11 protein-coding genes and 1 pseudogene are annotated in these 15,586 nt (G+C 36.9%); 5 read left to right on the top strand and 7 right to left on the bottom strand.

Translation table 11 applies throughout. The annotated features are described in order from the left end of the window. Window positions 1-447: 447 nt before the first annotated feature. The 5 genes from ABVT42_RS06280 (at window position 448) to ABVT42_RS06260 (ending at window position 6,902) form a co-directional block, all read left to right on the top strand. Entirely contained in the window at window positions 448-1,830 is a 1,383-nt protein-coding gene (locus tag ABVT42_RS06280; RefSeq protein ID WP_417281473.1) for an FAD-binding oxidoreductase, read from the top strand. Next, window positions 1,830-2,774, top strand: coding sequence for a ZIP family metal transporter (locus ABVT42_RS06275; protein ID WP_353896184.1), 945 nt, complete (start codon window positions 1,830-1,832; stop codon window positions 2,772-2,774). Before ABVT42_RS06280 ends, ABVT42_RS06275 begins: the two co-directional genes overlap by 1 nt. Before the next feature lie 384 nt (window positions 2,775-3,158). Further along, complete coding sequence (locus ABVT42_RS06270) at window positions 3,159-4,472, top strand: HAMP domain-containing sensor histidine kinase (RefSeq protein WP_367023526.1); 1,314 nt, start codon at window positions 3,159-3,161, stop codon at window positions 4,470-4,472. 4 nt (window positions 4,473-4,476) lie between these two features. After that, the gene (locus ABVT42_RS06265; protein WP_353896186.1) at window positions 4,477-5,841 is read left to right on the top strand and encodes a sigma-54-dependent transcriptional regulator; all 1,365 of its coding nucleotides are present in this window, start codon (window positions 4,477-4,479) and stop codon (window positions 5,839-5,841) included. A 422-nt stretch (window positions 5,842-6,263) separates the two neighbouring features. After that, window positions 6,264-6,902, top strand: coding sequence for a hypothetical protein (locus ABVT42_RS06260; RefSeq protein ID WP_353896187.1), 639 nt, complete (start codon window positions 6,264-6,266; stop codon window positions 6,900-6,902). A gap of 53 nt (window positions 6,903-6,955) precedes the next feature. Here the strand turns inward: ABVT42_RS06260 and ggt are convergent, their stop codons facing one another. The 7 genes and pseudogenes from ggt to ABVT42_RS06225 all read right to left on the bottom strand — a co-directional run bounded on the left by ggt (window position 6,956) and on the right by ABVT42_RS06225 (window position 15,572). Next, a complete protein-coding gene (ggt, locus tag ABVT42_RS06255; RefSeq protein ID WP_353896188.1) occupies window positions 6,956-8,695 on the bottom strand; it encodes a gamma-glutamyltransferase in 1,740 nt (579 codons plus the stop codon). A gap of 14 nt (window positions 8,696-8,709) precedes the next feature. Next, window positions 8,710-11,709 carry a ligand-binding sensor domain-containing protein gene (locus tag ABVT42_RS06250; protein WP_367023541.1) on the bottom strand — a complete coding sequence of 1,000 codons (3,000 nt, stop codon included), beginning with the start codon at window positions 11,707-11,709 and terminating at the stop codon, window positions 8,710-8,712. 60 nt (window positions 11,710-11,769) lie between these two features. Next, window positions 11,770-11,937 (bottom strand): annotated as a pseudogene (locus ABVT42_RS06245) (hypothetical protein); the annotation flags it as partial. A 91-nt stretch (window positions 11,938-12,028) separates the two neighbouring features. Continuing rightward, window positions 12,029-12,616, bottom strand: coding sequence for a lysophospholipid acyltransferase family protein (locus ABVT42_RS06240; protein WP_353896189.1), 588 nt, complete (start codon window positions 12,614-12,616; stop codon window positions 12,029-12,031). Further along, complete coding sequence (gene purF / locus ABVT42_RS06235; RefSeq protein ID WP_353896190.1) at window positions 12,617-14,167, bottom strand: amidophosphoribosyltransferase; 1,551 nt, start codon at window positions 14,165-14,167, stop codon at window positions 12,617-12,619. 24 nt (window positions 14,168-14,191) lie between these two features. Beyond that, window positions 14,192-14,704, bottom strand: coding sequence for a CvpA family protein (locus ABVT42_RS06230; RefSeq protein ID WP_353896191.1), 513 nt, complete (start codon window positions 14,702-14,704; stop codon window positions 14,192-14,194). A gap of 91 nt (window positions 14,705-14,795) precedes the next feature. After that, the gene (locus tag ABVT42_RS06225; RefSeq protein ID WP_353896192.1) at window positions 14,796-15,572 is read right to left on the bottom strand and encodes an SPOR domain-containing protein; all 777 of its coding nucleotides are present in this window, start codon (window positions 15,570-15,572) and stop codon (window positions 14,796-14,798) included. Between the last annotated feature and the right edge of the window lie 14 nt (window positions 15,573-15,586).

The raw sequence follows: 15,586 nt of genomic DNA, 5'->3' as shown, positions 1-15,586 counted from the left end.
ATCAATTTATCTCTGAAAACTTCTTATCATTACAATAAATCTTATCAACAAAACCTTTATTATTCTTAGAATATCAATTTAATATATTATTAATAATCTACTCCTTAAGTCAGTCTTACTTTTATATGATCAAATCGGTGTGTTTATAATTAAGAAGCAATTTTGATTTTCGTTAATGGTAAGTGGGCCGTAATCTTTACAAAATAAATCAGCATCTATAACCGCAATTTAATTTTTTGCTTAGTTAACAAGTCAATCATCATTTTCAAAACTGACATTATGCCTTTAAAGTGACAAAATCTGATTGCCGGACTTGAACCTTACGGTGAACCCGTTCAAAATACGCAACCTCCTCTGGCTATAGACACATTTTATTCTGTAGCGATAAAAGCTCAGTTTAAACTGTATTAAAATTATTTATCAGCAACCATTAAAGGCGATCTTTCCATGTCAGATTTCACCGAACAGTTAAAAGTAATTGTTGGCGAACAATACGTTTTAACGGAACAAGAAGATTTACTCACTTATGGACAAGATTGGAGCAAACTCTACCAAGCGGATCCGCTAATAGTTGTCAGACCAGCCTCAACGGAAGAAGTTGCCGCTGTTGTCAAATTATGCGCCCAAAATAGTATTGCGGTGGTTCCTTCTGGCGGCAGAACGGGATTGAGCGGCGGAGCCGTTGCCACCAATAAAGAGCTGGTATTATCATTAGAGCGGATAAATCAGATTTCACATTTTAATGCAGTAGACCGCACCGTAACTTGCGGTGCAGGTGTTATTACCGAGCAATTACAAAATTTTGCTACTGAGCAAAACCTCTATTACCCTGTCGATTTTGCTTCCAGTGGTTCCAGTCAGATTGGAGGCAACATTGCAACGAATGCGGGTGGCATAAAAGTTTTAAGATATGGATTAACCCGCGACTGGGTCACCGGGTTAACAGTGGTTACTGCAACAGGTGAAATTATGCGGTTAAATCATGGGCTAATTAAAAACGCCACGGGGTACGATTTAAGACACCTTTTCATTGGCAGTGAAGGTACGTTAGGTATCATAACAGAAGCAATAATGCGCTTAACGACGCCTCCCAAAGAACCTTCAGTTATGTTATTAGCCGTTAGCGAACTGGCCAATGTGTCAAATATACTGGAATATTTTCAATCAAAAATTGATCTTATGGCGTTCGAGTTTTTTTCGCAAGCTGCACTCGATAAAGTGCTTGAACATCGGCAATTAAAAGCACCGTTTGAAGCCGCCAGCGAATACTATGTTCTTATCGAATTTGAAACCGTTTCTGAAGCGACCACCGATGAAGCGCTAATGGCATTTGAATATGCGGCCGAAAATGGTTGGCTAGATGATGGATTGATTAGTCAATCAAACCAGCAGGCAGAAGAGTTATGGCAATACCGCGAAGGTATTTCAGAGTCCATTTCTCATTATCCGCCCTATAAAAACGATATTGCAGTTACGCCATCAAAAGTCGGTGAGTTTTTAACTGCGGTTGATGATTTTGTAAAGTCCCACTACCCTGAATTTGAGACCATTTGGTTTGGTCACATTGGTGATGGTAATTTGCATTTAAATATTTTAAAACCAGCAGCCATGGCACTTGAACAATTCAAGCAAACCTGTGCAGAAGCTAACCCTGATATTTTTAAAATTTTAGCTTCATTTAATGGTAGTATTTCTGCAGAACATGGCGTTGGATTATTAAAACGAGACTATTTAAATTTTTCTCGCTCTGAATCTGAAATTCGGTTAATGCGCTCAATTAAACAATCTCTGGATCCCAAAAACCTGTTAAATCCAGGTAAATTAATTTAATGATCGCATTATTTGCCAGTTTTTTCTCATTATGTGTCGGCCCGCTGGTCTATCAGACATTCGGTCCTTTAAGACGTACCGATAAAATTGTCAGCGGCATAATTCTATCGGTCGTTGCAGGTACTATACTGTTAGAGATTTTGCCCAACGCCTATTATGATATAGGGTTGTATTCACTTCTCTTAGCGATTATCGGTTTCGCAGGCCCCACCCTAATTGAGCGAACCTTTCAAAATGCAGCCGATACGACCCATAAGCTAACTATTTATTTGGGAATTGGTGGGTTGTTAATACATGCACTCATTGAGGGTGCAGTACTTCAAGGGTTGAGCACAACCCCAACTAAAGGCATGTCACTGGCCATTATACTGCACCGCCTTCCGGTGGGGCTGACTATCTGGTGGCTACTTCGCCCTTTATTAGGGGAAAGATATGCATTACTGACTATTTTAATGATGGGCTTAACAACCTTTGCGGGTTATTTTCTTGCTCAATATATTGTTGTTTTGCAGGAGTTTCAGCTATTTGCAATTATTCAATCATTTGTCAGTGGTTCGTTGCTGCATGTCGTCATTTATAAGCCACATGCGGACGGCTGTATGCACACCAGTGAACTACACAATGATCACGAGCCTATACCAAATCAAAATCACGATAATAATGAGACTGAGCAATCTAATCATGCGCTTGATTATAAGCACAGCCACAATGATAATCATGATTCTAAAGGTGCTCATAGCCATAGTAATAATAATAGCCACAATCACACACATTCGCAAAGTCACCAACACAACTCCACTCAGCATCAACACATTCAAATTAACCGGTCGAGCTTTATCGATAAATTAAAAGTTACTTTTAATCAGATTATCTTTCGCTGGGAATCATTAGGCTTGTGTATTGGCTTAATTACCTTGCTGATTGTTCACTGGCATCAAGGGTAATATATAAGTGCTTCAGCACTAGCCACGCTTTTGAGCTTACAATTCCTTCTACTGTAAATTAGATTACCCAGACGGGAGCTGTTTTATCAGACACTTTAGTCGATTTTAATCTGACTTTAAGCGCATGTGAGCCGATGGATTTGAGACTAGCATTGTATGCATCAATGGTTGGCACGAATAGAATCAATGCAACTGTTATTTCGCTAGTTTGATAAGATATTTTGCGCAATTTTGTTATCTTTTTAACCATAGGTTATTCTGCTATGCTAAATTAAAAGTTAACACCAATAAAACTAGCTGATAATCCAAGAAATAATCAAACCTGCCCACATTGGCATAATTTCTGCTTTATGCACAATATTAGCAATTAATTAAAATATTATGATGTCATTTAGAAAAGCCAGCTTAATCTTTATAACTTTGTTGTTAACTTCTATTCTATTAATTCAATGGTGGTCTATTACTAATTTTACACATGACATTTCAAGTAAAATTGGAAAGTCTGCATTTGAGGTAAGTCGCTCTACCGCGGAAACACTTATATTTAAACAGCCAAAAATCGAAATTCATTCTATTGAATTAAAATCAACAAACTCAGTCGAGCACAATCAATTAGCAAGCCAACAATTACAACAAATTCTTACTCAAGTGCGTGAAGATGTTACGATTCAATTAAAAAACGAACAAGAAGATAATTATCTTTTATTTAATGCCGATGGTTTCGATTATAAAATTCCCATACCAAGAACAGGAATCGATATCGCTTTAGATAAATTTTCTCAGAAAGTTTTTTATTCAACCGTCATTTTGCTTTTAATTGGTATTATTTTATCTATCTATTTTACCCAAAAGATTGCACGCCCATTAAAGGGTCTACAGAGCGCTTCAACCAAAATAGGAAAAGGAAATTTTGGTATTCAAATCAAAAAAGAACCCTACTGGCATAGCAAAGAGATTTTACAAACAATCGATTCATTTAATCAAATGTCAAAACAAATAGAATCCTTGCAAATTCAAAATACTCACTTACAAAATCAAGCCTACCTAGCAGAACTATCAGAAATATCAAAAAGCCTGGCACATACAATTCGCAACCCACTTAACACACTAAATCTGGCAATTGATCAACTAGAAAACGCAACACTACAAGCAGATCGAACTAAATTAGCCAAGCTCGCTAAAAATCAGATTCGTCGTATTGACAATTGGATTCGTTCATTAATGGATATGATGAATAATGATGCTTCGCCAATTACCACCGTTCAATTAAATCAACTATTAGCCGATATTATCCAAGAACAATTAACCAATAATACTAAACGGGTTCAAATTCAGTTAAATTTAGATCAGCAAACTGATTATAAAATCCAGGCAATTCAAACCGAATTAAAAAGCTTATTTCAGAGTTTAATTGTCAACGCTATTGAAGCATCACCGGATAGTGGTGAAATTGCAATTGCTCTGAAAATGAATAATAATCAAGCAATTATTACCATCACAGACCAAGGTCCTGGTTTTTCCAAACCTATACTCGATAATTTATTTACCCCTCATAATACCAATAAAACTTACGGTGCAGGAATGGGATTATATTTAGCACAAAAAATAATTCGTAATCAATATCAGGGGGAAATTACTATCAACAACCTAAGCCCCAAAGGCTGTATATTAACTGTCACCTTAAATAATCGAGGTTAAATGAGTGAACTCCACACAAAAGATCAATATTTTACTCATTGAAGATGAAACGGAACAACGTCAAATACTCAAATCCATTTTAATTGAACAGCACTATCAGGTCAGTGATGTCGGTAATGGTGAACAAGGCATCAAATTAATTCAGCAGCAAACATTCGATATTGTTATTTCAGATTGGAAATTACCCGGCGTTGACGGTGTAGATGTTTTAAATACGTTGAAACAATACAGTCCACTGAGTAGTTTCATTTTAATCACCGCTCATGGCGATGCCTCTCATGCTATTGCAACCATCAGGGCAGGCGCCGATGATTACTTACTAAAGCCCTTCGATAAGACCACCCTACTTTTCACTATTAAAAAGCAACTATATGCCCAATCAGTCGAACGAGAAAACCAGACACTCAAGCAGCAGCTCAAGCAACGCAAACAACTGGTTGATATTATTGGACGATCCCCACTAATGAATCAATTATTTCAGCGTATAGAAAAGGCGGCACCAACTAACGCAACCATTATGATTAATGGTGAAAGTGGCACAGGTAAAGAACTTGCTGCCCGAGCTATCCACCAATTATCTAGTCGGAGTAATAGTGCGTTTATCCCTGTCAACTGTGCAGCTATCCCTGAATCTTTAGCTGAATCAGAATTGTTCGGTGTGGAAAAAGGTGCCTTTACTGGTGCAACCCGCAACCGACCAGGGGTGTTAGAAGCGGCTAATGGCGGGACAATTTTTCTAGATGAAATCGGTGAATTGCCTTTATTGATGCAAAGTAAATTATTACGCTTTTTGCAAGAAGGCACCATTAATCGAGTCGGCTCCACAGCACAACAAAAGCTCGATGTTAGAGTTGTATCAGCAACTAATCGAAATTTAATACTTGAAATTGAAAAAGGTAATTTTCGCGAAGATCTTTATTATCGCTTAAATGTAATTCCCGTGACTATTCCTCCATTGCGAAATCGACCTGAAGATATTTTACCTTTAATCGAGCATTTTATTCAGCAGTGTTGTGACGAGAACAACATTCTAATCAGACAATTATCCAAACCGGCCATTAAATTATTATTGTCTTATCACTGGCCTGGAAATGTTAGAGAGCTAAAAAATATAATAGAAAGGAGCGTATTATTATCCAGCGAAGAAATAATTTCAGTCGAAGAAATCAGCGGCCTTGAATTTGAGAAACCTAATCAATCATCTTCCTATCTATTACCTGAAAACGGACTTAACTGGGAAGATCATGAGAAAGACTGCTTACTCCAGTCGCTGGCTTACTGTAACAACAATAAAACTCAAGCTGCTAAATTACTTGGATTGAACTACAAAGCATTTTTGTATCGCCTCGAAAAATATAGTATCTGTTGATATAAGACGGATTCTAAATCGAGTTTATTAAATCGAACTCCTTAAATCGGGACCAACATCCTTATATAGGGAATATATCCATTTTAAAAAGTGTCAATATTAAAAGGCATTAATCTTAAATAACACTATCTATTTAGATGTACGAGAATTTTAAAAGGGTTAGCGAGAATATATAGGCCAAACAAGCCTTATTTTACAGAGAACATCAGCAATAAAAAATTTAGCCAAAATTGGCATTAACTTTGAATAGATATTATCGGCAGCTTAGCTTTTATTATCGAAACTATTCATTTTGATCTCATAAAAGCCCTTCCCCATGGCGCTGCCGTTTAAAGTAATTTTTGTTTTTATATTTGAGCTTTATCGTATTAGGCACTATAACGCTAAACGTATAAATTTTAGGTATTCATTTAGGAGCCACAATGAAAAAAATATTCCAAACGCCACTCTCTATTCTGATGGCAGCATTATTCGCTACTAGCTTCTCAACAATTGCTGATGAAAAAGAACAGCATGTTGTTATAAAAATAGAAAAATCAACAGAAAACAGTCGTGATGTTGAGTTAAAACTCGATGGTCAGGTAGAAAGCTTTTCACTCCCAGAGTTAGCTGATGGCGATTCAAAAACTTTGCAGACACAGTCCGGGAAAAACATCACGATTAATCAATCAAACGGCGAATACCAGATATCTATTGATGGAGAAACTATCAGCATTCCTGCAATTGGTGCCGATTTAAGTGCGCGAATCCAGCGAACGGCGCCGCTAATTGAAAAACTTAGTGATTCAGTCAATATCAGCGGTGTAAAGCTGGATGAAAACCAACAGCAAATTATTCGCGATGCATTTCGTGCAGCAGGTATAAATAAGCCAATTAATTTTAGTGATAAACAACTCGTATTTATCAGCAAAGAGATAATGACAGGTGACTTATCAGATGCTAAAAATACGAAATTGCTTAAGAGTGGCGAACATGAAGATGTCAAAGTTTTCATTAAAAAACTTGATAAGCACGAACAAGTGATAATTGATTCAGAGCAAACAGTGATAAAAAAAGACTAACCATGTTGAACGTAAAAAAGCGACGGTCAAGTCGCTTTTTTACAATAAAATCGCTATTGATTGAGACCTTTTGCTAATGCACCTGGGCGTCTAGTATCACTGAATCCATAAAAGTATTTTCCATCGTATTCAATACTTTGCAAACTCCCCCAAGGATTTCTAATGGAAACGGGTAATCCCTTTTGCTTTAATCTTTCAATTGTATCAATTGAAAAACCTGATTCAAGTTGTAATTTGTCAGGAAACCACTGATGATGTAGCCTCGGCGCTATTGTCGCCTCAGCAATATTTTTTTGATGGATAATTCGGTTAAGTAAAAAATTAAAAACGGTAGAAATAATGCGACTGCCGCCTGGGCTACCAGTCACTAACCAGGGCTTATTATTTTTGGTAACAATTACAGGCGTCATAGAACTTAAAGGGCGCTTACCAGCTTCTATAGCGTTTGCATTCCCGCCAATCAGCCCATAACCATTAGGCGATCCCGGTTTAGCTGAAAAGTCATCCATTTGATTATTGAGCAATATGCCAGTATTAGCAATTGTTTTTCCAGAACCAAAACTAAAGTTAAGCGTGTATGTATTGGAGACAATATTGCCATCTTTATCAATAATTGAAAAGTGAGTAGTTTGCGGACTTTCTTGATCAAAATATTGACCAGGCTTAATTTGTACCGATGGTGTTACCTTTTGAAGTGAGATCTTTTGAGCAATCAGTTTTGCATATTTTTCACTTGTCAGTCTGTTAACGGGTACATTAACAAAGTCGGGATCGCCGAGATACTTGCTGCGATCAGCATAAGCATACTTCAAAGCCTCAGCTTTAACATGTACTTCATTGGCAGAGTTCATACCGTATTGAGCCAACGGAAAATGGCGTACAATATTGAGCAATTGGATCAAATGGATTCCACCAGAACTGGGTGGTGGCATTGAAAATATCTGCATGTCATCCAATTGAGTCGTAACAGGTTGACGCCATACTACATGGTAATTTGCAAGATCTTTAGTTGTAATTATTCCATCATTAGCAGCAAAATAATTTGCTATTTGTTGTGCAATTTTTCCTTGATAAAAATCTTTGCCATTTGAGTCCGCTATGCGTGTCAGCGTTTTAGCTAAGTCTTGTTGTCGAATGCTATCACCCAGTTTCCAGTTTGAGCCATCAGATTTAATAAAAATTTTTCGACTTTCAACATCACTCGATAATCGATCGTGCTTCATGTTTAAAGACTGAGCCATTGCAAAGCTCATTGGTAATGAATTTGCCAGTTTGATCGCAGGAGCAACCAATTGCTTAAATGGTAAACGGCCATATTTTTTATGGGCAGCGACTAGTCCGGCTACTGTGCCAGGTACACCGGCAGATAGCGTAGAGTAACGAGATTTTTTATTATCAGCCTGTGAATTTTTATTTAAAAACATATCCCGTGTTGCTCGAAGAGGTGCCATTTCCCGATAATCCAGTGCGTCAACCTTCCGCTGTTTACTATCATAAATTAACATAAATCCACCACCACCAATATTTCCCGCTCGCGGTAACGTAACAGCTAAAGCAAAACCTACCGCAACCGCAGCATCAACCGCATTACCACCTTGTGATAGTATTTCTACTCCTATATCAGTAGCTCTTGATTCCTGAGTAACTACCATACCCGCATTAGCAACTTCAGGTGAAATGATTGATTCAAATTCAATTAATGCCTGATCAGGCTGATTAGCGGCCAGAGTGTTTATCCAACCAATCCAAAATCCAAATATGAATAAAACCCGTGTGGAATTATGTAATTTCATCGAGAAAGACAAACCTATTCTATGTGATTAATACTGATAATATGATTTTCTACAAAATGTTCAATTTGATTAGTCATATCAACATCTTGAAGTGTGTCGACCATTTGTGCTAATTCAATGCGAATAATATTCGATAGTGACTTATCCGACTCATGTTGATGAATATAAATCACTGCGTCAGCAATATTGTTAAGCAAAACAATATTTTTAATCTCATCTTCATAAATTTCTAAATAAGTAATATTAATATTAATTTGCACTCGTCGATCATTTGCAACTGGAATTTTACTATAGAGTAATTTTTTTCGTAAATTAGTTAGGGTTTCAACCAGTTGGTTGTCTCGAGTTGAATAACCTAAAATAATAAAGCTCTCATCATCAAGCGCACAGATATGAACATTAGAGGGACATTTCTGTCTCAACTGAATAGCAATATGGCTAATAATTTCAGCGCCTGCAATTTTACCTAGTTCTTGTTCAATTACCTTAAGATCAGATAAATGAAATATGAGAATCAAATTAATTTTTATATTTTCTTCTTTATGATTACCTAACATTCTTGCGATATTCTGGTATCGATAAAAACCACTTAGTCCATCTCTAAACTGATGGCTTTGCAATTTCAGCGCAGTATCAGAAATCTGGGCACTCATTAAGCCAATTTCATCTAATTTATTTTCTAACTCAACTTTCAATGCCGAGTTTTGTTTTTTAGCCTCTTTTAGACGTATACCTTCCACCTTAACAAGCCCCTGGTATCGGTGAATTTTATTTTCATAATATTTTCTAACCCAATAAATCGCGGTTAAAAATATGCACATTATTAGTAATAAAACCAGATAAACAAAACTTCTACTATAAAAGAAGTCAAAGTGAACATTTAACTTTATTCTCAAAGACGCTTCGCTCCACGGAGAGTCACCAACACGTGATTGAACATCAATAAAGTATTCACCTTCTTGCAAGCCCGCAAAAGTAATTGTTCGATCCTTATTTAAATATATCCAATTATCGTCAAGACCAAGCACACGATAGCGATATTGTGGTAAATTCAGACTTCGGTAATAAAGGTTTGCCACCGAAATTTTTATGACTGCGTCATCTTGCGTCTTGATCAACTCAGGCAAATCAGATTCATTTAAGGGATAAACATTAATATTATTATTGCCAACAACAACATTCGTTAACATAAGTTTTCGTCCTTGAGCACTCTTTCTTTTTACTGTTGGATCAATAACGGTTACACCATTAATACTTCCAAAATATAAAATACCATATTCATCAATATAACTACTGAAAAGATTAAACTCATCACTTGAAAGCCCATCATTAGCTCTAAAAGACTTCATGGTTTCAGTAAAGCTTGAAAATTTGACTATCCCCAGATTTGTCGATAACCACAATTGTTTCGCTTCATCTTCGAGAATGCTATAGATAACATTGTTTGGCAGGCCATCTTCTTTGGTGATTCTATCAAAATAAATTTCCTCTTCATTATCACGATTAACTTTGTTCAGTCCATTTGATGTACCTACCCATAATATACCGCGGCTATCTTCAAATATGGTTAAAATTTCACTATTAGATATTGATTGTGGATTATTCGGTTGATTTTCAAAATGAAACCATTTTTCTTGTGCTTTAGAATACATTAATAGTCCATTCAAGGAACCGAACCAAAGATTACCATCTCGCGTTTCTAAGATTGACTTTATTTGTAATGGTAAATCTCGATAAATGTATGGAAGTTCAGGATTTAAATTTTTAATCTCATAAGACAACTCATTCTGTAAGGAAATAATTGGTGTTAATTGAAAAGCCCCTCCCTCCATAGTGCCGATCCATAACTGATTACTGTGATCAAAATAAATAGTCTCCACCATATCTCTGAAATCAACTGGTATTTCATTTCTATACAACTTAAGAGAAACTTCTGATTCAGTATTTAAATCAATAATATTAATTCCTTTATTTGTTCCTATCCATAGTCGATTTTGCGTATCAATATTTAATGCTTGACTAAAATCAGTGTCGGCATATGATTCTCCCAATATATCAATTACTGGGCGCGAAATATTACCCGTCATCATGTCCAATTTGATAATATTCCCACCATATGTCGTTAACCAAAGAAAATCTTCCTGATCTTTAACCATTGAAAATATTGAATTAGAAATATTATAGGTAGCTACGTCAGACTTGCTTATCAGGCGCTTAAACAAGGTTTCTTCTGTGTTAAAAATGTCTAAACCTGAACCATATGTGCCGAGCCAGATTAAATTATTATTATCAACAAATAAACTCAAAATATCGTTGGAAACCAATCCTTCGATATTGAAAGTCTTTCTTTTATATTGAAAGAAAGTATCATCATAGAAATTATATACCGTTAAACCGTCAATTGTTCCGATCCAAAGATTTCCATTTGAATCAAAATCCATTGTCTGAACCCAATCAGCAGTTAAAGAGTTCGGATTATCTTTTTGGTGAGTGTACTTTTCGAAGTTATCTTTAGTAATATCGTAGCGAATAAGTCCTGAAATCGTGCCTATCCAAATATTATCAAACTTAACTTCCAATGTTGTGATCCTTTCATTATCTATATACTGAAGAAATTCTTCGTCACAAATATCTTGTAATTTGTTGCTTTTCTCATCGTAAGAATACACACATTCTTTTGTAGCAACCCACATTAAATCTTTATAGAGTTCAATACCATTAACTACTCCGTCCAATATTTTTTTTACTGAACCTTCAAAACGTCCAGCAGAATTACGAACAGCGCTATAAATGTATAAACCATTTTCCGTTCCAATTGCCAAATCACCAGAAGTCATTAATTTTAGAGAGATAACAGGGATATTTAGATTTTCATGAATATGTTGATAACTTGTAAATGTCTCATCATGAAAATTAAAAAAGCTTAATCCTTTATTTGTACCAAGCCAAAGCCCTTGCCCTGCTAACTCTACAATCTTATAAATATGATTTTCGTGTAGAGATTGTTTATTCAATTGCTGATTATCAAATATGGTAAAGTCGTAACCATTAAAACGATTCAATCCATCTTCCGTTGCAATCCATATGTGACCCTGTTGATCTTGAATTGTATCCCATACAACACTTTGTGAAAGTCCATCCTCAATTGATAAATGCTGTACTTTATAAGCCTTTTCATAACGGTGATCGAGTACATTAGAATGTACTTTACCCGTAAACAGGATGCATAAAAGGGATAGCATAATGCTGATTATTGTATATAGACCCACACGCAAAACTCTATTCCTGACATTTTCGGTATTTTAGAATGATTCTGTTAATAACTAAGTGAAGTCAATCACAAGGACTTTGAAATTCATTAGTTTCAGATTTGAATACTATTTTACCAAAAAAGGCAGGGTTAATGCCTTTTTTGTCTTGATAAAATGCTTTAAATTTTGTTAAGTCCTGCTCAATATTCCCTGATAATTGAATCAGCGGCCCAAATCCAACTTCTTGCCTAGCACTATCGATAAAACAAATTTGAACCGGCACATCTGCTTGCACCGCAATATGATAAAACCCTGACTTCCAATACTCACGATAGGCACGCGTCCCTTCTGGCGCTATAGCAACGATCAATTGCTGACTATTTTGAAACTCACTGACGATAGCATCAACTAAATTATGGCTTTTAGAACGGTCAACTGGTATCCCACCTAACCTTACTAACAGGGGACCCAGTGGCCAAAAGAAAATTGAGCGTTTACCAAAAAAGCTAACTTTAAGACGAAAATAAAATTTGAGTAAAATAAAGTAGTAAAAATCCCAGTTTGAGGTATGGGGAGCACCAATAATCACGTAATGATTAACTTGTGGAGGCTGACCAACGATTTGCCAGCCTCGAATATTTAAAATCCATTTTGCAAACCTGGCAAGCACCTACGCCCCGCCAACATTATGTAATTCCATAATCATATCATCAGCCGGTTCAGATTCGTCTTCATCTTCATTGACATCAATAACCTTAGCACTTTTCGCCAAATCATTGCGTTTGTTATCCAGTGCTTGTAAATAATCCTCATCAATATCACCAGTAATATAATTACCATCAAATACCGAAGTATCAAACTGAGTAATTTGTGGGTTACCCTCTCGGCAGGTTTCAACTAAATCATCCAAATCCTGATAAATTAAACGATCGGCTCCGATTAACTTTTCAACTTCTTTATCCGTCCGCCCATGTGCAATAAGTTCATGTGCAGATGGCATATCAATACCATATACATTAGGAAAGCGCACCGCAGGTGCAGCCGACGCAAAATAAACCTTTTTCGCCCCTGCTTCACGTGCCATATCAACAATTTGTTGGCTGGTAGTGCCTCTCACTACAGAATCATCCACCAACAAAACATTTTTGTCCTTAAATTCAAGATCGATTGCATTAAGCTTTTGTTTCACCGATTTCTTACGCATTTGTTGTCCAGGCATAATAAATGTACGACCGATATAACGATTTTTAACAAAGCCATGGCGTAGTTTCACATTAAGTTTTAAAGCAAGTTCCATTGCACTGGTGGTCGATGTATCTGGAATTGGAATAACAACATCGATATCGTGATCAGGCCAAATGCGCAATATCTTATCAGCCAATTTTTCCCCCATTCGCAGCCTTGCACGATAGACAGAAATATCATCCATCAACGAATCCGGTCGCGCAAGATAGACATATTCAAAAATACAGGGGGCTGGATTATCAACTGTAACACAGCGCTTGGTGTGTAATTCACCTTGAGCATCAATATAAATCACTTCGCCGGGCAAAACATCACGCACGAGTTGAAACTCAAGCGCATCTAATGCGACACTTTCCGAGGCGAACATGTATTCAGTTTTACCATTAATTTCTCGCTTACCAAAAACAACCGGGCGAATTCCGTGTGGATCTCTAAAACAAATCATGCCGTGATCATTAATCATGGCAACCGCAACATAACCGCCACGACAACGTTTATAAACGTTAGTAACTGCGGTAAAAATAGCTTCAGGCGAAAGAGGTTCATCGGCGCAATTTTGCAATTCGTGAGCAAATATATTTAATAAAACTTCCGAATCAGAACTGGTATTAATATGTCGCTTATCGGTTTCATAGAGTGCTTTTTTCAGATCATCCTGATTGGTTAAATTTCCATTATGCGCTAATACAATTCCATAAGGAGAATTAACATAAAGCGGCTGCGCCTCTGCTGAGCTAGCACAACCTGCGGTGGGATAACGAACATGTCCAACACCAATATTTCCCTGTAGACGACGCATATGACGTGTATGAAAAACATCTTTGACCAAGCCATTGGCTTTGCGTAAAAACATTTTTCCGTCTTTGAGTGTTACGATACCTGCGGCATCCTGGCCTCGGTGTTGTAGCACGGTTAACGCATCATACAATCCTTGATTAACAGGAGTAGTTCCATAGATACCGACAATACCACACATATTTCAAATAGCCTTTGTTAAAAGTCAGGAATTCTGTTCAGATGTCAGTTTTCGATTAACATCTGGAATTGAGTCTTTAAAATGATCGTAGAACCAATTACCAATCATTTCAACATGAGGAATTAAACGAGATTTTTTCCACCAAGGATCTTGCTGGACCAAAGTAAAGGCATTTAAGGTAATGACGGCAACTGAAACGACTAAAATACCACGTAGTGCGCCAAATGCCATACCCATAATACGGTCCATACCACTTAGTCCAGCTTTTTCCACCAATTTGCCGATGATATAATTAATCAATCCGGTAACGGTCAGAGTAATAAAAAATAAAGCTGCCCAGGCAACACCATAACGAAGGCTTGGTGTATCAATTTGATCTTCGAGTAATAAAGCGACATCTTGATAAAAGCCTTTAGCTATAAAAAATGCCACTATCCAACCCGCTAAAGAGAGCGCTTCTCTGACAAATCCTCGCAGTAAACTTACACCTGCGGAAATACATATAATAATCAGGATTGCCCAGTCAACCCACTGCATAGAATACTCTCACCTCAATAATTGTGTGGATTTTAACAAAAATATGACAGCCATAATAGTCTCGATGTAAAAATCGGGTGAATTTGGCGCGCTAATGCTTTAGTGGATCATAACTTTTGACTAATCCTTTTGTTCGAGTAATTTTTTCAATTGTTTTCAAGTGCCCGCTAGCTTGTTCCTGTTCAGCATAAGGGCCTGTATATACACGATATACAGACTTTCCTTGTGCATTGGTAAAAACTCGTCGATAAGCTTTAAATTCTGCTGCTTTTAATTTTGTCACCAAATTCTTGGCGTTTGTCTCACTGGTAAAGCTTGCAACCTGAATTACCCAACCAGATTGCTGAAAATTATTGGATTTAGGCGCACTTTGCTGACTAGTCGGTTTACTTGAAGCTGAATTTAAATTCGCGGTAGTCGCTGGAATCTTTTCTGCCAGGCTTGTGTTGGTATCAGCTGATGAGTCAGAAATGGGCTTTTTCCTAGACTCCCCGATGCTTTCTGTTTGTGGCTCACTTGTTGAGGTCGAGGTTGCGGTTTGTTCTGTCGACAATAAAGTACCATCATCACCAGAAGCTAACTCTTCTTGCTTAAGTTTAGCAATTTGTCCCTCTCGATTAACTAAACTATCAAGTTGCTGTTTTACTTGCAGATTTTGCTGTTTAGCTTGTTCAGTCAATTGATATTCAACAATTTTTACGGGCTTCGGTGGAATTTGAGACTGGAATGGCGCCTGCTTTTCTTTTTCTTTCAGAATGGACGGTAAAAAAATGACGGCCAAGGCAATTAATACTATAGCGCCAATAATTCGTTGTTTTAGACTATTTTCCACATTACCCTCAATACCATTCTGGTGTCTTTCATTCAATCAGGCCACAATGC

Source organism: Aliikangiella maris (assembly GCF_040719265.1).
Lineage (GTDB): Bacteria > Pseudomonadota > Gammaproteobacteria > Enterobacterales > Kangiellaceae > Aliikangiella > Aliikangiella maris.
Note: the sequence above shows the minus strand (reverse complement) of the source record. Positions and strands in the feature narration are given on the sequence as shown.